The sequence below is a fragment of the Neisseria sp. HMSC15G01 genome (genome assembly GCF_001808255.1).
Taxonomy (GTDB): Bacteria; Pseudomonadota; Gammaproteobacteria; order Burkholderiales; family Neisseriaceae; genus Neisseria; species Neisseria subflava_A.
On sequence record NZ_KV792669.1, the window covers coordinates 67,638 to 88,668 of the forward strand.

At 48.8% G+C, this 21,031-nt stretch carries 22 protein-coding genes and 1 tRNA gene (1 of these 23 running past the window's edge); 19 read left to right on the forward strand and 4 right to left on the reverse strand.

The features are described from left to right. The first annotated feature begins 232 nt into the window (after positions 1-232). Together HMPREF3139_RS02990 and HMPREF3139_RS02995 are read left to right on the forward strand one after the other, a co-directional pair. Positions 233-1,819 carry an L-lactate permease gene (locus tag HMPREF3139_RS02990; RefSeq protein WP_070460394.1) on the forward strand — a complete coding sequence of 529 codons (1,587 nt, stop codon included), beginning with the start codon at positions 233-235 and terminating at the stop codon, positions 1,817-1,819. Positions 1,820-2,116: 297 nt separating this feature from the next. Continuing rightward, positions 2,117-2,479 (forward strand): ACP-like domain-containing protein, encoded by a 363-nt coding sequence (locus HMPREF3139_RS02995; protein WP_070460395.1) that lies wholly within the window; start codon positions 2,117-2,119, stop codon positions 2,477-2,479. Between the two features lie 137 nt (positions 2,480-2,616). Here the strand turns inward: HMPREF3139_RS02995 and dnaN are convergent, their stop codons facing one another. Together dnaN and dnaA are read right to left on the reverse strand one after the other, a co-directional pair. Then, positions 2,617-3,720 (reverse strand): DNA polymerase III subunit beta, encoded by a 1,104-nt coding sequence (dnaN, locus tag HMPREF3139_RS03000; protein WP_004520410.1) that lies wholly within the window; start codon positions 3,718-3,720, stop codon positions 2,617-2,619. 105 nt (positions 3,721-3,825) lie between these two features. After that, on the reverse strand, positions 3,826-5,394 hold the full coding sequence (gene dnaA, locus HMPREF3139_RS03005) for a chromosomal replication initiator protein DnaA (protein WP_070460398.1): 1,569 nt from the start codon (positions 5,392-5,394) through the stop codon (positions 3,826-3,828). Between the two features lie 319 nt (positions 5,395-5,713). On the opposite strand from dnaA, the gene rpmH reads away from it, so the two are divergent. From rpmH to yidC, 4 genes are all read left to right on the forward strand, one after another. Beyond that, the gene (gene rpmH, locus HMPREF3139_RS03010) at positions 5,714-5,848 is read left to right on the forward strand and encodes a 50S ribosomal protein L34 (protein ID WP_002214728.1); all 135 of its coding nucleotides are present in this window, start codon (positions 5,714-5,716) and stop codon (positions 5,846-5,848) included. 2 nt (positions 5,849-5,850) lie between these two features. After that, entirely contained in the window at positions 5,851-6,192 is a 342-nt protein-coding gene (gene rnpA, locus HMPREF3139_RS03015; RefSeq protein WP_070460400.1) for a ribonuclease P protein component, read from the forward strand. After that, positions 6,189-6,410, forward strand: coding sequence for a membrane protein insertion efficiency factor YidD (yidD, locus tag HMPREF3139_RS03020; protein WP_070460403.1), 222 nt, complete (start codon positions 6,189-6,191; stop codon positions 6,408-6,410). The genes rnpA and yidD overlap by 4 nt, the downstream gene beginning before the upstream one ends. A 118-nt stretch (positions 6,411-6,528) precedes the next feature. Further along, a complete protein-coding gene (gene yidC / locus HMPREF3139_RS03025) occupies positions 6,529-8,175 on the forward strand; it encodes a membrane protein insertase YidC (protein ID WP_070460406.1) in 1,647 nt (548 codons plus the stop codon). 95 nt (positions 8,176-8,270) lie between these two features. Here yidC and HMPREF3139_RS03030 read toward each other — a convergent pair whose 3' ends face one another. Next, positions 8,271-8,981: an SAM-dependent methyltransferase gene (locus HMPREF3139_RS03030; RefSeq protein ID WP_070460408.1), complete on the reverse strand. Its 711-nt coding sequence runs from the start codon at positions 8,979-8,981 to the stop codon at positions 8,271-8,273. A gap of 54 nt (positions 8,982-9,035) precedes the next feature. Beyond that, positions 9,036-9,626: a Maf family protein gene (locus tag HMPREF3139_RS03035; RefSeq protein ID WP_070460632.1), complete on the reverse strand. Its 591-nt coding sequence runs from the start codon at positions 9,624-9,626 to the stop codon at positions 9,036-9,038. 55 nt (positions 9,627-9,681) lie between these two features. Between HMPREF3139_RS03035 and HMPREF3139_RS03040 the strand changes: the two genes are divergently transcribed. The 13 genes from HMPREF3139_RS03040 to HMPREF3139_RS03100 form a co-directional block, all read left to right on the forward strand. Beyond that, entirely contained in the window at positions 9,682-10,185 is a 504-nt protein-coding gene (locus HMPREF3139_RS03040) for a YceD family protein (protein WP_070460410.1), read from the forward strand. Between the two features lie 33 nt (positions 10,186-10,218). After that, positions 10,219-10,398 (forward strand): 50S ribosomal protein L32, encoded by a 180-nt coding sequence (gene rpmF, locus HMPREF3139_RS03045; RefSeq protein WP_002240035.1) that lies wholly within the window; start codon positions 10,219-10,221, stop codon positions 10,396-10,398. A 92-nt stretch (positions 10,399-10,490) separates the two neighbouring features. After that, a complete protein-coding gene (locus HMPREF3139_RS03050; protein WP_070460412.1) occupies positions 10,491-11,015 on the forward strand; it encodes a phosphoribosyltransferase in 525 nt (174 codons plus the stop codon). A 122-nt stretch (positions 11,016-11,137) separates the two neighbouring features. Beyond that, entirely contained in the window at positions 11,138-12,208 is a 1,071-nt protein-coding gene (gene plsX / locus HMPREF3139_RS03055) for a phosphate acyltransferase PlsX (RefSeq protein WP_070460414.1), read from the forward strand. 152 nt (positions 12,209-12,360) lie between these two features. Further along, entirely contained in the window at positions 12,361-13,323 is a 963-nt protein-coding gene (locus HMPREF3139_RS03060; RefSeq protein ID WP_070460415.1) for a beta-ketoacyl-ACP synthase III, read from the forward strand. A gap of 51 nt (positions 13,324-13,374) precedes the next feature. Continuing rightward, a complete protein-coding gene (locus HMPREF3139_RS03065) occupies positions 13,375-13,722 on the forward strand; it encodes a DUF1294 domain-containing protein (protein ID WP_070460417.1) in 348 nt (115 codons plus the stop codon). A gap of 9 nt (positions 13,723-13,731) precedes the next feature. Beyond that, a complete protein-coding gene (gene fabD / locus HMPREF3139_RS03070; RefSeq protein ID WP_070460419.1) occupies positions 13,732-14,658 on the forward strand; it encodes an ACP S-malonyltransferase in 927 nt (308 codons plus the stop codon). 74 nt (positions 14,659-14,732) lie between these two features. Further along, positions 14,733-15,734, forward strand: coding sequence for a WaaS/CpsH family glycosyltransferase (locus HMPREF3139_RS03075; protein WP_070460421.1), 1,002 nt, complete (start codon positions 14,733-14,735; stop codon positions 15,732-15,734). A 55-nt stretch (positions 15,735-15,789) separates the two neighbouring features. Then, positions 15,790-16,860: a WaaS/CpsH family glycosyltransferase gene (locus HMPREF3139_RS03080; protein WP_070460634.1), complete on the forward strand. Its 1,071-nt coding sequence runs from the start codon at positions 15,790-15,792 to the stop codon at positions 16,858-16,860. Continuing rightward, positions 16,853-17,890 (forward strand): glycosyltransferase family 8 protein, encoded by a 1,038-nt coding sequence (locus HMPREF3139_RS03085; protein ID WP_070460423.1) that lies wholly within the window; start codon positions 16,853-16,855, stop codon positions 17,888-17,890. Before HMPREF3139_RS03080 ends, HMPREF3139_RS03085 begins: the two co-directional genes overlap by 8 nt. Positions 17,891-17,934: 44 nt before the next feature. After that, on the forward strand, positions 17,935-18,681 hold the full coding sequence (gene fabG / locus HMPREF3139_RS03090) for a 3-oxoacyl-ACP reductase FabG (protein ID WP_070460425.1): 747 nt from the start codon (positions 17,935-17,937) through the stop codon (positions 18,679-18,681). Between the two features lie 264 nt (positions 18,682-18,945). After that, positions 18,946-20,928, forward strand: a complete 1,983-nt coding sequence (locus HMPREF3139_RS03095; RefSeq protein WP_070460427.1) for a monovalent cation:proton antiporter family protein — start codon at positions 18,946-18,948, stop codon at positions 20,926-20,928. Positions 20,929-20,997: 69 nt separating this feature from the next. Then, positions 20,998-21,031: transfer RNA gene (locus tag HMPREF3139_RS03100), tRNA-OTHER, on the forward strand; it runs 49 nt beyond the window's last position.

Sequence of the window (21,031 nt, forward strand, 5' to 3'; positions counted from 1 at the left end):
TCTGAAAACCCTATTTCAGACGGCCTTTTTTATTACAAACCTCTTGACCGATTACATAAGATTACGTAAAGTGTGCAACAGTTTTCATAAATTGGTAAAACCAATTTACCTGATAACTGGTTGCATCTAAAAAAATAGCAATCCTTATTCGAAAAACATTAACTACTCAACACATCGCATCAAACCGCCATTGATTGACGGTTATGATGCTTGTTGCCCCGAGGATAATCCCATGGCTCTCTTTCTCAGTATTTTTCCCATCGTGCTGCTGATCTGGCTGATGGTTAAGAAAAACAGTATGCCGTCCTACGTCGCGTTGCCGATTACCGCCGCGCTGATTTATGCCATCAAACTGTTTTATTTCGGCGACGACGCCATGTTGCTCAACGCAACAGCCGCGTCCGGCCTCGTCTCTACCCTGACCCCGATTACCGTAATTTTCGGTGCCATTATGTTTAACCGCATGATGGAAACCACCGGCTGTATCGATGTCATCCGCAAATGGCTGGCCACCATCAGCCCGAATCCGATTGCCCAGTTGATGATCATCGGCTGGTCTTTCGCCTTTATGATTGAAGGCGCATCCGGTTTCGGCACACCTGCCGCCATTGCCGCGCCAATCCTGATGAGCTTGGGCTTCAACCCATTAAAAGTAGCCATCTTCACTTTGGTCATGAACTCCGTACCCGTATCCTTCGGTGCAGTAGGTACCCCGACTTGGTTCGGCTTCGCTCCTTTGGGCTTGGATCAAAAGAGCATTATGGAAATCGGTATGCAAACCGGCGTAATGCACTTCTTTGCTGGTTTCATCATCCCTGTTATCGGCTTGAGCTTCATCGTACCTTGGGCTGAAATCCGCAAAAACTTGGGCTTCATCGGTATCGCCGTATTCTCCTGTACCCTTCCTTACGTTGCATTGGCGATGGTCAATGAAGAATTCCCATCTCTGGTTGCCGGCGCAATCGGCCTGATGGTATCCGTATTCGCCGCAAACCGCGGCTGGGGCTTGAGCAAAGATTACGCCAAAGACCCGAATGCAGAAAAAGTACCTTTCGCACAAGTTGCCAAAGCACTGGCTCCTTTGGGTATGCTGATCGGCATGCTGGTGATAACCCGTATCAAACAGCTGGGCATCAAAGGCCTGCTGACCAGCAAAGAAGAATGGTTCAGCTTCCAACTGCCGTTTGATTTGTCCAAAATCACCGTCAGCGACTCCCTGACCATCACCTTCGGCAACATCTTCGGCCAAGGCGTAAACGCTTCCTACCAAACCCTCTACGTTCCGGCTTGGATTCCGTTTGTCTTCACCGTTTGGATTTGCATCCTGCTGTACAAAACCAAATTCAAAGATGCATGGTCTTTCTACGCTGCAACCTTCAACCAAACCAAAAAACCTCTGCTTGCCCTGATGGGTGCGCTGATTATGGTTCAACTGATGATGGTTGGCGGCGACGACTCCATGGTGAAAATCATCGGTAAAGAATTTGCCAATATGGCTGGCGAACACTGGGTGTACTTCTCCCCATACCTGGGTGCAATCGGTGCATTCTTCTCCGGCTCCAACACTGTATCCAACTTGACCTTTGGTCCGATTCAACAACAAATCGCGCTTGATACCGGCCTGTCCGTTACCCTCATCCTCGCCCTGCAATCCGTAGGCGGCGCAATGGGTAACATGGTCTGCATCAACAACATCATCGCCGTATGCAGCGTGTTGAACGTAAACAACGCCGAAGGCGCGATCATCAAGAAAACTGTCATCCCGATGAGCATCTATGGTGTCATCGCCGTGACTATCGCTTCAATTTTCTTCTTGTAAACCGCTTCATATCAAAGGCCGTCTGAATATTCAGACGGCCTTTTTTGTATTCTTTTGCTATATTTCTTAAAGAATCATTAATGTATATATTCCGCAACAATCCGCATAACCACTTTGCAACACCAAATTACAAACAACTTTCTATTAATAAACAATCGGGTAAGCATAAGTAAACACTGTTTTGCAATTTACCTAATTGCCACTACCGACAAAACGCCTAAAATACGCTTCATCTGCAAACGGAAACCCTTTCTCATTTTGCAAGATAACACACAACCCTCATATGGAGCTTAGATCATGAAATTACTTTCTGTTATCACTGCAGCCGCATTGGCTACTGTTTCCTTCTCTGCTGCCGCTGCACCTGCCGGCTTCGTTTCTTACCATTGTGACGGTGGCAAATCACTGAACGTGATGTACGGCTTTGACCGTAGCGGCCGTGCAGTTACTGCTGACGTAAACGCCGGTGGCAAAAAAGCCTCTTTGGTTGTCAACAAAAAACGTTCTGACAGCACTGGCACTACTTTCACCAACCGTCAAGGTTATGCAATGTCTGCCGGTTTCATCGACAAAAACACCCACACTACTTCTGAAGTAGTTGGCGTGAACGCCCCTAACGGCTCATTCCTGGTGAAAAACTGCGAACCACGTCCACGTTAATCCCAGTTTTCCTATTTAACCGAATCATCCCGGTTTAATCAAAAGGCCGTCTGAAAAACAATTTTCAGACGGCCTTTTGATTCAATCCTATAAAAAAGAGCGTGTCCCGTACACGCTCTTTTTGTTTGTTCACCCAATTAAATACGCATCGGCATCACGATGTATTTGAAATTCGGATTGTTCGGCACAGTAAACAGCGTTGAACGGTTGGCATCGCCGAAAGCAAGCTGCATATCATCGGAGTGGATGTTACGTAACACATCCATCAAGTAGCCGATGTTGAAACCGACTTCGAGTTCTCCGCCTTGATAAGCGATTTCAAGCTCTTCGCGTGCTTCTTCCTGCTCGTTGTTGCTACATACAACACTCAGCAAACCAGGCTGCAGGAACAGTCGCGCGCCGCGGAATTTTTCATTGGCAAGAATGGCGGCACGTTCAAGCGCACCCAAAAGCTGGGTACGGGATACGAGGAAAATCTTGTCGTTATCCAAAGGAATCACGCGGTTAAAGTCAGGGAATTTGCCATCGATGACTTTGCTGACAATGGTCGTGCCATTGCATTGGAAGCGTACTTGATTGTCCAAAAGCTCAACGGTGATGGACTCGGACGGATTGTTCAGCAGCTTGAAGAGTTCCAATACCGTTTTGCGCGGCAGGATTACTTCCGTTTTCGGCAGTTCCGCTTCAATTTGGCTGGCCGCATAAGCAAGGCGGTGGCCGTCGGTTGCAACAAGGCGCAGTTGGTTGCCTTCAACCTGCATCAGCAAGCCGTTGAGGTAATAGCGGATATCTTGAACCGCCATGCTGTATTGCACTTGCGAAAGCATGGTTTTGAAGGTTTCTTGAGTCAGCGAGAAAGTCGCGCTCACATCGCTGCCGACGTTCATCAACGGAAAGTCTTCTGCAGGCAGGGTTTGCAGGGCAAAACGGGATTTTCCCGCGCGCAAAGTCAAACGGTTGTCCGCCCAATCCAGTGACACCAACGCACTGTCAGGCAGGGCGCGCAAAATGTCTTGGAATTTTTTAGCGTTGGTCGTAATGCGGAAATCGCCTGCCTGACTTTCAGGGCCGGCGGTATTGATTTGGATTTCCAAGTCGGTTGCCAAAAGTTTGGTTTGTCCGTCTTTGCTTTCCAGCAACACATTGGACAAAATCGGCAGAGTATGGCGACGTTCGACAATACCGGTAACGGCTTGCAACGGCTTGAGCAGACTGTCGCGATCGGCTTGTAAAATCAGCATGTTCCATTCCTTTGAATTTGAAATCGGTTGATTTGGGTATTTTAAAATATTTTTTGTTTTCAGACGGCCTCATATTGACATCAGGCCGTCTGAAATTGCATTGGGTCAGTTCTGAATCAAAATCAGCAATTTTTCGTAGTCTTGCGCCAATTCGGGATCTTCTTCACGCAGTTTCGCCACCGCTTTAACGCCGTGCATCACAGTCGTGTGGTCGCGACCGCCAAAGGCATCGCCGATAGAAGGCAGGCTGAGCGTGGTCAGCTCTTTGGTCAGGCTCATGGCGACTTGGCGCGGACGGGCGATGTTGCGCGTGCGTTTTTTACCTAATATATCGCTGATTTTAATACGGTAGTATTTGGCTGTCGCATCGATGATGATGTCGGCGGTAATGACTTTGTGTTTCTCGGCAATAATATCCTGCAAAGCCGTACGCGCCAAATCCATGTCGATGACTGGGCGGTTCATAAAACGGCTGCTGGCGCTGACACGGTTAAACGCGCCTTCCAACTCACGCACATTGGAACGGATCAGATTGGCGATAAACAATGCGGCTTCATCTTCGATACTGATACCGGCCGCTTCTGCCTTTTTCTGCAAAATCGCCACACGCATTTCCAATTCGGGCGGTTCGAGTTCCAACGTCAAACCCCATGAGAAACGGGATTTGAGACGGTCGTCCATGCCCTCGATTTTGGCAGGTAATACGTCGCACGTCAGAATCAGCTGTTTTTTCTCGTTGTGGAAATGGTTGTACAGATAGAAGAATTCTTCCATCGTACGGTCTTTGCCTTTGATGAACTGAATATCGTCGATAATCAGCAGGTCATATTGTTTGTATTGTTGCTTGAACACATCATAAGTGTTGTTGCGCACAGCCTTCATAAAGCTGCGGATATAGTCGTCCGAGTGCATATAGCGCACTTTGGCATCAGGACGGTTTTTCAGCAATTCGTTGCCGATGGCTTGCACCAAGTGGGTTTTACCCAAACCGGTACTGCCGTATAAGAAAAACGGGTTGTAGCCCTGCCCCGGATTTTCAGCGATCGCTTGGGCAGCTGCGGCGGCAAGGCGGTTACCCTTACCTTCCACCAAGGTTTCAAATGTATAGTCGCGCGACAGATTGGTCTGTTCGTAGCGCGCTTCTTCCGCATCGTGTTGCGCGTCGGTTTTGGCTTTGGCAACCGCTTTAGACTCAGCCGGAGCGGCAGTTTGCACTTGAGGCTCATGCGGCAGGTTCTTCATGCGTTGCGCCAAAATCTCGGCAGCCGTCATGGCAGTGGCAGGCTTGGAAACCGTTTCAGACGGCCTATCTTCTTCCATTACAACAACAGTTTGCAAAGGCATTTGAACAGGCTCTACAAATTCTTCAACTTCAATGACTTCTTGCACTTGCACTGGCGCAACAGCCTGAGCCGCCATTTCATAATGCGTACCTACGCCCGGCTTAAACGCAAACGCAGCCTGCTGAGGCACCAATTCGGCACGTACGGCGTCAATTTTGGCGGCAAACTGGCTTTTGAGCATATTGCAGGCAAATTGGTTTTTACCATACACCACCCATACGCCGTTTTCTTCACCCACGGTCAAAGGCGCAATCCATTGCGCAAACTGCCCGGCAGGCAACATTTCGTGAAGGCGGCAAAGGCACAGCGGCCAAAATTCAGCTAACGTCATGAGATTAAGCTCGGAAAATGGAAGACTTGGGAAATACAAGAAGGCAGAGCAGACAGGCAATCCGATAAAAATCAAATTTTTACGATACTCCCGCTGCTTTCATACGGCCTTGCGCACAGAGAAAGGCAAGGTTGGGCGATTATACCCATTCCACTCTTTTTTATCCACAACCGCCGCAAAATTTTATCCACAAATTCTATCAATGCATAAAACCCATTGTCACACTTTAGCCAACGAAAAGTTTTTATATTGATTGACAAAAGCGGCAAATTGGAGTGTAATTCACGGTTTAATTATCTACCAATTTTTAGGAAACATCATGAAACGCACTTATCAACCTTCCGTTACCAAACGCAAACGCACCCACGGCTTCTTGGTTCGCTCCAAAACCCGCGGTGGTCGCGCAGTATTGGCTGCCCGTCGCGCCAAAGGCCGCAAACGCCTGGCTGTATAATTTTGAATTACGGCTTCTCGAAGCAGTATCGCTTATTAAAAACGGATGATTTTTCATCCGTTTTTGCGTTGAAAAACCGACGCAGCCGCGATTTACTGCAAGTCTCCCAGTCCGCAGACAACGCGCTCGGCCATCCGCGCCTTGGTTTGGTCGTCAGCAAAAAGACCGCCAAACGCGCCCATGACCGCAATTATATGAAGCGCGTCATCCGCGACTGGTTCAGGCTGAATCAACACCAGCTGCCGCCGCATGATTTTGTTGTGCGCGTGCGTCAGGCGTTTAATCGGGAAACTGCTCCGGAAGCCCGAAGCCAACTTGCCCAGCTGATGAAAAAACGCCGATGAATACCCTGCTTTCCAAGCTCCTCCTCGCACTCATCCGCTTTTACCAATACTGCATCAGCCCCCTCATTCCGCCGCGCTGCCGCTATACCCCGACCTGTTCACAATACGCAGTCGAAGCCGTCAAAAAATACGGCGCATTCAAAGGCGGATGGCTGGCAATCAAACGCATCGCACTATGCCATCCTTTCGGCGGACACGGCCATGACCCTGTTCCATAATGCTGCTGTCAACCATTTAAAGAACACGATTTCCTTTAATTTCCCGTCGGTTTCTATATAATGCCGTCTGAAGCAGTTTTCATCTTGATTACCTATCCGTCAATTCCAGGAATCTCTTATGGATTTTAAAAGACTAATGGCGTTTTTTGCCATTTCAGTGGCAATCTTTGCCGGCTGGGAACATTTTTTCCCCAGCCCCAAACCTAATCCGGCGCAACAAGCCGCGCAACAGCAAACGGCCGCTGCTCCGGCAAAAGCCGCTGCCGAAGCCGCGCTTACCCCGGCCTCTCCTATTACCGTTACCACAGACACAGTTAAAGCCGTCATCGATGAGAAAAGCGGCGACCTGCGTCAGCTGACCCTCTTGCAATACAAAGCAACCGGCGACGAACACAAACCTTTCGTTCTGTTTAACGACGGCAAGGAATACACCTACGTCGCCCAATCCGAGCTTTTGGACGCACAAGGCAACAATGTTCTGAAAGGAATCAGCTTTACCGCTCCACAAAAACAATACAGTTTGGAAGGCGACAAAGTTGAAGTCCGCCTGAGCGCACCTGAAACCAACGGCCTGAAAATCGACAAAGTTTATACTTTTACCAAAGGCAGCTACTTGGTCAACGTCCGCTTTGACATTACCAACAGCAACGGCCAACCCGTCAACCTAAGTGCAGACTACCGCATCGTTCGCGACCACAGCGAACCTGAAGGCCAAGGCTACTTCACCCGCTCTTACGTCGGCCCGGTGGTTTACACCCCTGAAGGCGGCTTCCAAAAAGTCAGCTTCTCTGATTTGGACGACGATGCCAAATCCGGCAAATCTGAAGCCGAATACATCCGCAAAACCCCGACCGGCTGGCTTGGCATGATTGAACACCACTTCATGTCCACTTGGATTTTGCAGCCTAAAGACGGTCAAAGCGTTTGCACCGCAGGCGACTGCCGTATCGACATCAAACGCCGCAACGACAACTTGTACAGCGCAAGCGTCAGCGTGCCTTTAGCCGCCATCCAAGCCGGTACAAAAGCCGAAACCGCTATCAACCTGTATGCCGGTCCGCAAACCACTTCCGTTATCGCCAACATCGCCGACAAACTGCAACTGGCCAAAGACTATGGCAAAGTACACTGGTTCGCCTCCCCGCTCTTCTGGCTCTTGAACCAACTGCACAACATCATCGGCAACTGGGGCTGGGCAATCATCGTTTTGACCATCATCGTCAAAGCCGTACTGTATCCATTGACCAACGCCTCTTACCGCTCTATGGCAAAAATGCGTGCCGCCGCACCTAAATTGCAAGCCATCAAAGAGAAATACGGCGATGACCGCATGGCGCAGCAACAAGCCATGATGCAGCTTTACAAAGACGAGAAAATCAATCCGCTGGGCGGCTGTCTGCCTATGCTGTTGCAAATCCCCGTCTTCATCGGTCTGTACTGGGCATTGTTCGCCTCCGTAGAATTGCGCCAAGCGCCTTGGTTGGGTTGGATTACCGACTTGAGCCGTCCGGATCCTTTCTACATCCTGCCTTTTATTATGGCGGCAACCATGTTTGCACAGACTTATCTGAATCCGCCGTCAACCGACCCTATGCAGGCGAAAATGATGAAAGTCATGCCTTTGATTTTCTCCATCATGTTCTTCTTCTTCCCTGCCGGTTTGGTTCTGTACTGGGTAGTCAACAACCTCTTGACCATCGCCCAACAATGGCACATCAACCGCAGTATCGAAAAACAACGCGCCCAAGGCGAAGTCGTTTCTTGATGAAGGTTTAGGCAACACAAAGGCCGTCTGTTGTTCAGACGGCCTTTTTTTATTTCCCCAAACAAATACAGTTTGAGATTGAATCCAATCCAGTTTTAAGCAGCATGCAACACAAAAATCGTCGGGCGTTTTTTCAAATTCGGCATTTCTTTTCTTTTTCTCCACTGCGCAATCGTCTGACTGATGATTTCCTGTGTCGGCAAGGTCAAGTCCGTAGCCACGCACAAGCGCGTTTCAGGATGCAGGTTTTCCACCGCATCAGCCAACAACGCATCGTTACGATACGGCGTTTCGATAAACAGCTGCGTTTCATTCTGCTGGCGCGAACGTTTTTCCAAAGCCTTCAAACTCTGAATGCGCTCACTTTTTTCAGACGGCAGATAACCCTTAAATGCAAAGTTTTGCCCATTCGCACCCGAAGCCATCAGCGCCAGCAACAAGCTGGACGGGCCGACCAAAGGCCGTACTTCAAAACCGTGTTTATGCGCCAACGCCACCAATTTCGCTCCCGGATCGGCAACAGCCGGACAACCCGCCTCGCTGACAATACCCATACTGCGCCCTTCTTGCAAAGGTTTCAGCAATTCCGGCAAAATCTTCAAATCCGTGTGTTCATTCAGCGTTTGCAGATTCAGCTCGCGGATAGGCGTAGTCACGCCCAAATGTTTCAAATGCGCGCGCGCTGTTTTTTCCGCTTCCACGATAAAATCCGTCAGCCCGACAATCGCCTGTTGTTCATGCGGCAACAGGCATGGCGTATCAGGCGCACCCAAAGGGGTAGGAATCAAATACAAAATCGGTTTCATTCTTCCAACTCCAAAAAATCTCAGGCCGTCTGAACACATTCAGACGGCCTCAAACTATAAAACTTCCACACCTTCGTTTTTCAAAAAATCAATCAGACGGAAAATCGGAAGGCCGATCAAAGCATTCGGGTCCGTACTTTCAATACGCTCCAACAAAGCGGCGCCCAAACCCTCGCTCTTTGCCGCACCGGCACAATAAACCGCATCCGGCTCGCGTTCCAAATATCGGCTGATTTGTTCCTGCGACAACTGGCGCATGGCAACCACCGTATGATCGACATGATGCTGAACCTTGCCCGTAGCAGTATTCAAAAGCACGATTGCGCTGTAAAATTCAATCCGTTTTCCGCTTAAGTCCGCCAGCATCTGTTGTGCATTTGCGACGTTCATCGGCTTACCCAATTGACGTCCTTCGCACCATGCCACTTGGTCTGCGCCGATAATCAGCGCAGCAGGAAAAGTTGCCGCCAATGAACGGGCTTTGCCTTCAGCCAAACGCAACGCCGTCTCGCCTGCATGCTCGCCCGCAATAGGCGTTTCGTCAAAATCAGGCGATGCCGTCTGAAAATCGATACCCAAACGGCGAAGCTGTCCGCAGCGGAAAACCGAACTCGACCCTAAAACCAAAGGCAGTTTTACTTCCATATTTTTACTTAAAAACATTGACGTTAGACCGCCGAAATTATATCATACTCCGTTTATGTCATACCCTAATTTGATTGACCCAGAAGTTTTCGCCGCCGAAGGGCAGAATCTGCAAGGCAGTTTCCTGCTCGAAGAATTGGATGAACGAGTCAGTTCGCACGATTATCCGGCCGACAAACAGACACGCGTGTCGTTTACGCTGCAAGGCGGTCGCGACCGGCTGCACCGTCTGTTTCTCGATTTAAACGTCAAAGCCGACATGCCCCTGATTTGCCAGCGTTGCATTACGCCCATGCCGTTTCTACTCGATGAAACCAGCCGTATCGTCCTGTTTGCCGATGAAGAGAGTTTGGACGAAGCCATGCTTGCCGATGAAGAATTGGAAGGCATGCTGCTCGAAAAAGAGCTTGACGTGCGGACTCTGGTTGAAGACCAAATCCTGATGTCGCTCCCTTTCTCCCCTCGACACGAAGACTGCGGCAACAATGGAACACTGGAAGAAGTCAATCGGGACAAACCAAACCCCTTCGCTGTTTTAGCAGGTTTGAAAAGCAGTTAATTAGGACACAGTTTATTTATCTAGGAGCTTGAAATGGCCGTTCAACAAAACAAAAAATCCCCTTCTAAACGCGGTATGCACCGTTCACACGACGCTCTGACTGCGCCTTCTCTGTCTGTTGACAGCGCAACCGGCGAAGTACATCGTCCACACCACATTTCTCCAAACGGTATGTACCGTGGCCGTAAAGTGGTAAAAGCTAAAGGCGAATAATCCGTTCGTCTGACTGAAAAAGCCAGAATATTGCCATGCAATGACTGGCTTTTTTGCATTGCACTCTGTATTTTCCTCTTCGGAAGCACACCATGAAACGTAAAATCTGGTACACCTACGACGACATCCACCGCGTAATCAAAGGATTGGCGGAAAAAATCCAAAACTCCGGCACCAAATATGATGCCATGATTGCCATTGGCGGCGGCGGTTTTATCCCTGCCCGCATGTTGCGCTGCTTCTTGGAAATTCCGATTTACGCCGTCACCACAGCCTACTACGACAGCGATAACGAAGGTCAAGTGACCGAGGAAGTAAAAAAAGTCCAATGGCTCGATCCCGTTCCCGATGTACTGAAAGGCAAAAACGTACTGGTTGTTGACGAAGTGGACGACAGCCGCGTTACCATGGAATTCTGCCTGAACGAATTGTTGAAAGAAGATTTCGGCACCGTCGGCGTGGCAGTATTGCATGAAAAAATCAAAGCCAAAGTCGGCAAGATTCCCGAAGGCATCCCTTATTTCAGCGGCATTACCGTGGAAGACTGGTGGATCAACTATCCTTGGGACGCGCTGGACATCGACGAACACAACAAATTGGCCGCGCAAAACCAATAAATTTGGTACGACCATCGCAACAAGCCTTTTCATCTGATTTTCAATTCAATCTCCTGAAAATCAGATGAATGTGCTTGTCCGATTGTCTGAGGCCGTCTGAAACACACAAACCGGAGAACAACATGATTACACTGGCCGTAGATGCCATGGGCGGAGATGCAGGCCTTGCGGTTACCGTCCCCGGTGCAGTGGATTTCCTGAAACAGCAATCCGACGTACATCTGATTATGGTCGGAGATGAAGCAGCAGTCCGCCAAGCATTAAGCTCGGCAGGCGCACCTATGGACCGCATTACCGTCTGCCATGCAGCGCAAGTCGTCGAAATGGATGAAGCGCCGCAATCCGCGCTGAAAAACAAAAAAGAATCATCCATGCGCATCGCCATCAACCAAGTCAAAGAAGGCAACGCGCAAGCCGCCGTATCGGCAGGCAATACCGGCGCACTGATGGCGACCGCCCGATTCGTCCTCAAAACCATTCCCGGCATTGAGCGTCCTGCCATCGCTAAATTCCTGCCTTCCGACAGCGAACACGTTACCCTGGCTTTGGATTTGGGAGCTAACGTCGACTGTACGCCCGAACAACTGGTTCAATTTGCCATCATCGGCAGCGAGCTGGTACACGCGTTGCACCCAGAAAAAGGCAGCCCGCGCGTCGCCCTTTTGAACGTCGGTACAGAAGACATCAAGGGTACGGATGCCGTCAAACAAACCTTTAAACTGTTGAGCAGCAGCAAACTCAACTTTATCGGCAATATCGAAAGCAACGGCGTTTTATATGGCGAAGCCGATGTCGTTGTCGCAGACGGGTTTGTCGGCAACGTTATGCTCAAAACCATCGAAGGCGCAGTTAAATTCATGAGCGGCGCCATCCGCCGTGAATTCCAAAGCACCCTGTTCAACAAACTTGCCGCCATTGCCGCCCTGCCCGCACTCAAAGGCTTGAAAGGCAAATTGGATCCGCGCAAATTTAACGGCGCCATCCTACTTGGTTTACGCGGTATTGTGATTAAGAGCCACGGTGGAACCGACGAAGTCGGCTTCCGTTATGCTTTGGAAGAGGCCTACCACGAAGCCAAATCTGCCGGCCTCGCTCAAATCGAACAAGGCGTAGCCACCCAGTTGGCCGCTTTGGAAGCCGCCAAAGCAGCAGCCGAACTGGAAGAAACCGCTGCTCTAACAACGGAAGCTTAAGGCTGATATACACAGGCCGTCTGAAACTTCAAAATGTTCAGACGGCCTGTTTTTATCTTTAATCACCGACTTCATTCTTAATATTGGGAATTTTCCCATTTTCGCTTACAATACCCGACTATCTGAATCAACTCTCTAAAAAGGCCGTTCTCATGCAATATGCCAAAATTTCCGGTACAGGCAGCTACCTTCCTGCCAACCGCGTCAGCAATGACGACCTTGCAAAAAAAGTGGACACTTCCGACGAGTGGATTACCACGCGTACAGGTATCAAATTTCGCCATATTGCAGACGACAGCGAAAAAACCAGCGACTTGGCCGCCGAGTCAGCGCGCCGCGCCTTGGCAGATGCCGATTTGCAGGCTGACGATATCGATCTGATTATCGTCGCCACAGCCACTCCCGATATGCAATTCCCTTCTACGGCAACCATCGTGCAGCAAAAATTGGGCATTGCCAACGGCTGCCCTGCCTTTGACGTACAAGCCGTGTGCGCCGGTTTTATGTATGCCCTGACCACTGCCAATGCCTACATCAAAAGCGGCATGGCGAAAAACGCTTTGGTCATCGGCGCGGAAACCTTCAGCCGCATCGTCGATTGGAACGACCGCACCACCTGCGTCCTCTTTGGTGATGGTGCTGGCGCGGTTGTCTTAAGCGCATCTGACGAACCGGGCATCATCCACGGCAAACTCAAAGCCGATGGCAACTACCTCGACCTTTTGAACGTCCCCGGACAAATCGCCAACGGCCAGGTTTGCGGTTCGCCCTACATCAGCATGGACGGCCCCGGCGTATTCAAGTTTGCCGTCAAAATGCTATCCAAAATCGCAGATGACGTTATCGAAGAAGCCGGTTACACCGCTGATCAAATCGATTGGATTGTGCCGCACCAAGCCAACAAGCGCATTATCGACTCTACCGCCAAACACTTGGGTTTGAGCATGGACAAAGTGATCTTGACCGTCCAAGACCACGGCAACACTTCCGCAGCCTCCATTCCGTTGGCACTGGATGTCGGCATTAAAAACGGCCAAATCAAACGCGGACAAAACCTCTTGCTCGAAGGCATCGGCGGCGGTTTTGCCTGGGGTGCGGTTTTAGTGAAATACTAACGATTGGGCCGTCTGAACACCTCTTTCAGACGGCCTATTCTGCTCAAACCCATGAAATCCCTAACGTTTGCACTCTGCATCAGCAGCCTGTTTTTAAGCATAACGGCTGTAATATTGCCCAAACTGGCAATTGCCTATCTCGCGCTAAGTGCATACGTTTTCCTGCTTTACTACCAAGACAAACAGCGCGCACGCAAGCACGGCAGGCGCATACCCGAAGCAAAATTGCACCTGCTCAACCTGCTTGGTGGCTGGCCGGGCGGTTATTGCGGCAGCCTCATATTCCGGCATAAAACCAGCAAACCCGGATTTGTCCGCACCTTCCGGCTGACCACCGCAACCAATACTGTCGCCACCCTCCTTCTGCTGGCAGACACCCTCAAACATTCAAACCAATAAGGAATTACCATGTCTTTCGCATTCTTCTTCCCCGGACAAGGCTCACAAAGCCTAGGCATGATGAACGGCTTTGCCGAGCAAGCCATCGTTAAAGCCACATTTGACGAAGCTTCCGCCGTATTGGGTCAAGACCTGTGGGCAATGATTAACGGCGAAGATGCCGAATTAATCGGACAAACCGTCAACACCCAGCCCATCATGCTGGCTGCCGGCATTGCCACCTACCGCGCCTACTTAAAAGCCGGCGGCAAAACCCCTTCCGTCGTTGCAGGCCACAGCCTCGGCGAATACACTGCCCTCGTCGCTGCCGGCGCATTGGATTTTGCAGATGCAGTCAAACTGGTCCGCCTGCGTGCCGAACTCATGCAATCCGCCGTACCGCAAGGCGTAGGCGCAATGGCCGCTATTTTGGGTTTGGAAGACGAACAAGTCAAAGCCATTTGCGCCGAAGCCGCACAAGGCGAAGTCGTTGAAGCCGTCAACTTCAACTCCCCGGGCCAAGTCGTGATTGCCGGCAATACCGCCGCAGTCGAACGCGCCATGGCCGCTGCCAAAGAAGCCGGAGCCAAACGCGCCCTGCCGCTGCCCGTTTCCGTTCCCTCACATTGCAGCCTCATGAAGCCCGCAGCGGAAAAACTTGCCGAAGCATTGAAAGACATCACCATCAAACAACCGCAAATCCGCGTCATCCATAACGCCGATGTTGCTTCTTATGATGATGCCGACAAAATCAAAGACGCCCTAGTACGCCAACTGTACAGCCCAGTGCGCTGGACAGAAACCGTCAACGCGCTTGTTTCCGAAGGCATCACCGAATCCGCCGAATGCGGCCCCGGCAAAGTCCTCGCAGGCCTCGCCAAACGCATCAACAAAGAAGCCGTATGCAGCGCATTGACCAATGCCGATCAAGTGGCTGCATTTATCGAAGCCCATTAAAACGTTTTCAGACGGCCTTATCCTGTCAGGCAAGGCCGTCTGAAAAATCAGCTCCACTCCAATCCGAATACATTATGAAAAAAACCATTATTCTTGCCGTTCCCTACATGTACGGACTGGATCAATGTATCGAAAAAAATCTGCGTTTTCTTGGTTTTGAGGTCATCAACCTGTGCTATGACGACCGGGATTCCTATTACCCGAACTTGGGCAGCAGACTCAAAAACCTCTATCACAAACACATCTCCAAAGACGGCAACTATAAAAAATACCTCAAATACAGTCGCCACCTCGACGACATTCAGCAAAAATTGGCCTTGCTAAACGGCAAAAAAGCCGATTATGCGCTCTGTATCCGCGCCAATATTTACCCCAAAGAAATTATCGCCACCATCCGCGAACACAGCAATGTTTGCGTGAATTATCAATGGGATGGCGTAGGCCGCTTCCCAGACATCATTGAATATTTGGATTATTTTGATCAATGCTGGGTTTTCGACCCCGACGATATTCAAAAATATCCGCAATGCCGTTTCAAAGCCACCACCAATTTTTACTTTGACTTTCCCGTGGCTGAATATGCACCCACTAACAAACTCTACTTTTTAGGCGGCTACGAACTTAGACGCGAAGAGCAAACCAAACGCTTTATCCAAGAAACCGAACGCCTCAGCCTACCCTTGGATTTTCATATCTACTGCAAAGACGACAGGGCTGAAAAAGCCTTCGGACACAACGGCATCCGCTATCTTGACCGCAGCAGCATCCTCAGCTTTGAAGAAAACCTCAGCCAAGTGCAAAGTTGCGGTGCAGTCGTCGATTTTGCACAATTCGAACATTACGGCTTATCATTCCGTATCTTTGATGCGTTGCGTTTCGATAAAAAACTGATTACCACCAACAAACATATCTTGGAAACCGACCTATACCACCCAGACCGCGTGTTCGTATGGGACGGCGGTAATTTAGACGCATTGCCTGAATTTTTGGCACGTCCGTATCAGCAACCTGCCCCTGAAATCAAAGCCTATTATTCGTTTACACAATGGCTAAACCGCCTGCTCGGCATTGATTAACTCTATTGCCTATGGCAAATATACCTGCCTGACAAAATATTATATTGAATACATTATGAGTAAGAAAAAAGTCATTCTCGCCATGCCGGAACTCTTCAAAATCCACGAACTCATTATTGAGAACTTGGAGAAATGCGGATTTGAAGTGCTGTCCCTGACCTATGAAGAAAAAGAGTTCAAATACAAAAATGTATTTCAACGGCTGAAAAAAATCTGGTATCGAAATATTCTTGGACAAAAAGACTTCAAAAAACGGACCATGTTCCGCGCCGTAGAAGAACGCCTCAATTCCCTGTTAAGCGAACATCCCGAACAAGCGGATTATTGCTTCATGATTTGGCTGGGTGCCTATCCGAAAGACTTCATCGCCAAGCTCAGAGCGCATTCAAAATTAATGGTGTATTACAACTGGGAAGCCCTGACCTTCTTAAAAGAAGACTTCGACAACATCGAATTTTTCGACAAATTTTACTTTTTCGATCCGTTTGACCAAGGCAAACATCCCGAATACACCGAAAAACTCTTTCCAACCACCAGCTTCTACTTTGACAGCTTCAGGCCGTCTGAAAACCCGCAAAACAAAATCTTGTTTATCGGTTCGTACGCTGCCGACCGCAACAATGACATCCGTGCATTTTGCGAAGCTGCGCGTTCAATCGGTTTAGAAATAGATTTTCGCTTGGCCAGTAAGAAAATCGAAGAAGAAAAAGCGGCTTTAGGCATTCCCGAAGTCGAATTCTTCTCATTTGAAAACGCCCTCTCCTATCGTCAAAACTTAGAAGAAGCGGCCAAATCCTCTGTATTGGTAGATTTCCTCAACCGCAAGCACTACGGCCTCTCTTTGCGGATTTTCGAAGCGATTGGATTGGACAAAAAACTGATTACGACCAATCCGACCATCGTACATTACGATTTTTATCACCCGAACAATATGTTCTACTGGGACGGAAGCAACCTTGAAGAACTCAAAGCCTTCCTGACCTTGCCGTACGTACCGCTTGCCCCCGGCCTGAAACACAAATACAGCTTCAGCAACTGGATCAGCTGCGCATTTGATATTGAACCGAATATCCCTATCAGATTACCTGAAATCAATAGAGAAGTTGTGGAGAATTTAAATGTTTGATAGAGAAAAATTGGTATTAGAAACTGTTCATATCCGCAAACGAGAATTCATTGAACAGCCGAAACATATTGTTTATGCAGCCGATCAAAACTATATCAAACACATCGGCACTGCGTTACTTTCTGTATTGCAAAACAATACCAGCCCAATACATTTTCATTTGTTAGTTAGTGGTTCAGAAGGTTATGATTTTAATATTTTCGATCAAATTGAAACATCAAATCAAAACTACGCAATAAGCGTTTACCATTTAAATACAGAATACTTTTCTACCCTGCAAACTACTCATTATTTTACTATCGCTATGTATTACCGTATGAGTATCCCTTGCTTATTAAAAGGTATTGCTCATACTGCACTTTATTTAGATACTGATGTACTGTGCTTGGGTAACATTGATGATTTATTTGAAATCGACATTTCAAATTCTTTGATTGCCGCCGTACCTGATGCAATCTTATACAGAGCATATATAAAACAACTCAATCAATTTGGTTTTACAGATACTGAGCCTTATTTCAACTCCGGGGTCATTCTATTCAATATTGACAAATGGAATGATATGGCAATAGATAAAATTTTGTCTGAAAAAATGCAAGCCGTAGAAAAACAAAATTTTAAACTCTCCTGCCCAGATCAAGATATTTTGAATTTAGCCTGTATAGGTCATGTACACTGGCTTTCAGAAAACTTTAACTGGATACATTGGCATCAAAAATACAGTGAATTGATCGATAATCCCAACAATATCCGCTTAGTCCATTTTGTTGGTCATATCAAACCGTGGCATCAATTAGGCTTCCACCCCGCATATGATCAATATTTTAAGAATTCCCCATGGAATAACGGATATCTAGAACAACCTCTATCAACTTGGTTGCCCTTTCCAAATCCTAAAAGGAAATTTAGACAAGCAGCCAAACGACTTTGGAAACAAGGACAAAAAAAGCAAGCATGGGCATACTACAAAGAATATTTATTACGAAGAATCAACAAACGACGGTATCAAGCACCCTCCCTAGGTAAATAAGGCCGTCTGAAACCATTTTTCCAATCGCAATTAAGGAATAAAACATGAGTACACAAGATTTGAGCGGCAAAATCGCTTTGGTAACCGGCGCTTCTCGCGGTATTGGTGCGGCGATTGCCGATACTTTGGCTGCGGCCGGTGCAAAAGTTATCGGTACAGCCACCAGTGAGAGCGGTGCGGCTGCAATCGGCGAACGCTTGGCACAATGGGGCGGCGAAGGCCGTGCATTGAATTCTGCCGAACCTGAAACCATCGAAAACCTGATTGCCGACATCGAAAAAGAATTCGGCAAACTGGATATTCTGGTCAACAACGCCGGCATTACCCGTGACAACCTCCTAATGCGCATGAAAGAGGAAGAGTGGGACGACATCATGCAGGTTAACCTCAAATCTGTGTTCCGTGCCTCCAAAGCCGTATTGCGCGGTATGATGAAACAGCGTGCCGGCCGCATCATTAACATTACATCTGTTGTCGGCGTGATGGGCAATGCCGGGCAAACCAACTATGCAGCGGCAAAAGCAGGCTTAATCGGCTTCTCCAAATCTATGGCGCGTGAAGTCGGCAGCCGCGGCATTACCGTCAACTGCGTTGCCCCGGGCTTTATCGACACCGATATGACCCGCGCCCTGCCGGAAGAAACCCGCAAAACCTTTGAAGCGCAAACTTCTTTGGGCAAATTCGGTGAAGCGCAAGATATTGCCGATGCAGTTTTGTTCTTGGCTTCTGAACAGGCAAAATACATTACCGGTCAGACACTTCATGTCAACGGCGGCATGTTGATGCCTTAAACCGTTTATTTAAAGGCCGTCTGAATATTTCAGACGGCCCTTTTTGTCAATCAAAACACTACTTTACATTCTATCTTGATATAATCTTAATAATCCGTTAGATAACGCTCGAAACAGTAAGTCCAAATAAGCATGATACGGGAAATCAAATCGCAGAAATGAAGTTCATTCTGTGCGTTTTTATTTGGATTTGCTGTCGGTTTTCGACGTGTTTCAGACGGCCTATATAACAATAGCTACTTTTAACGAAAGGCCGCCCACTCTATGCACGAATTCTCCCTCGGTCCCATTGTCATTGTCCTGTTGGTTTCCGTCATTACGGTTATCTGCTGTCGCAAGTTCAACATTCCTTCCATGCTCGGTTATCTTTTGGTCGGTTTTATTGCCGGTCCGGGTATGTTCAAACTGATTCCGCAAAGCTACGCCACCGACTATTTGGGCGAAATCGGCATTGTGTTCTTGATGTTCAGCATCGGTCTCGAATTCTCCCTACCCAAACTCAAAGCCATGCGCCGCCTCGTATTCGGCTTGGGTGGTTTACAAGTCATCATTACCATGCTCTCGATTATGGGCATTTTGATGGCAATGGGCACGCCGTTTAACTGGGCGTTTGCCACTGCGGGCGCACTGACCATGTCGTCCACCGCCATCGTCAGCCGCATTCTGTCGGAGAAAACCGAGCTGGGTCAGCCGCATGGTCAAATGGCCATGGGTGTTTTGCTGATGCAAGATATTGCCGTGGTACCGCTGATGATTCTGATTCCGGCGCTTGCTGGCGGCAGCGAAGGCAACTTGTGGGTAGTGCTGGGCTTGGCCGGTTTGAAAATGTTGCTGACCTTGGGCATTTTGTTTGTTGTCGGCAGCCGAGTGATGTCACGCTGGTTCAGACTGGTTGCCAAACGCAAATCGTCCGAACTCTTTATGATCAACGTTTTGCTGGTTACTTTGGGCGTGGCCTATCTGACAGAGCTTGAAGGCCTGTCTATGGCATTGGGCGCATTCGTCGCCGGTATGTTGCTTTCCGAAACCGAATACCGTATTCAGGTAGAAGACGACATCCGTCCATTCCGCGACATCCTGCTTGGCTTCTTCTTCATTACCGTCGGTATGAAGCTGAATATTCAGGCGCTGATCGGCAACTGGCAGCAAATCCTGATTTTGTTGGCAATCCTGTTGGTCTTGAAAGCACTGGTCGTCTTCATCATCGCTTTGCGCATGAAAAACCCTGTGGGCGACAGCCTCAAGAGTGCGCTTTATTTGGCGCAAGGCGGCGAGTTCGGCTTCGTGATGCTGGCCATTTCCAGCAAAATCAATATGGTTTCACCTGAATTGGAACAAGCGGCCACTGCAGCCGTCTTGCTCTCCATGATTGCCGCACCATTCATTTTGGGCAGCAGCGATGCCATCGTCAGCCGCTTCGTTAAATCCGACTGGGACATGAAAGCCTTGGACTTGCACTCTATGTTGGTGGAAACCATGAGCAAATCCGAACACGTCCTGATTATCGGTTTCGGACGCGGCGGTCAATCGGTTGCCCGTGTATTGGCGCAAGAAGGTATCCCCTACTTTGCCCTTGACTTGGATATTGCCCGCGTACAAGTGGCACGCAACGCAGGCGAACCGGTTTCCTTTGGCGATGCCAAACGCCGTGAAGTCTTGGAAGCCGCCGGCTTGGGGCGCGCCAAAATGGTGGTCATCACGCTGAACAATATGCATGAAACCCAACATGTTCTCGGCAACATCATGTCCATGCATCCGAGTATGCCGGTTTATGTTCGCGCCACCAATGACGATTACGTCAAAACCTTTACCGAAATGGGTGCGGAAGAAACCGTCTCCGATACCAAAGAAACCAGCCTGGTGCTGGCAAGCTATGCCATGTTGGGTCACGGTCTCTCTTACAACCATGTTTATCAAACCATAACCCACATCCGTCACAGCCGCTATGCATCGTTGCAAGACTTGTTTGTCGGCAGTGATGATGACAGCTTCTCCGATGAAGACAGCAAGGCCGTCTGCCGCCATGCCTTCCCATTGCAAGGCGAAGCGCACGCCATCGGTAAAACCATCCGTGAATTGCCATTGGCAGCGCATTATCTGAAACTATTGTTTATCCGCCGCAATACCGGAAAAATCCAAGACCTTGACCCTGATTTTGTTCTGGAAAACGGCGACATTTTGGTTGTCGCAGGCAAGCAGGAAGAAATTATTTCCTTTGAAAACTGGTGCTTGCAGGGAGATATCTAATTATCGACAAATAAATCTTGCGCGCATCAGGATTTTTTGGTTTAATAGCGTCTTCGCAATTTTGCGCATGGGTGATTAGCTCAGTTGGTAGAGCGTCTGCCTT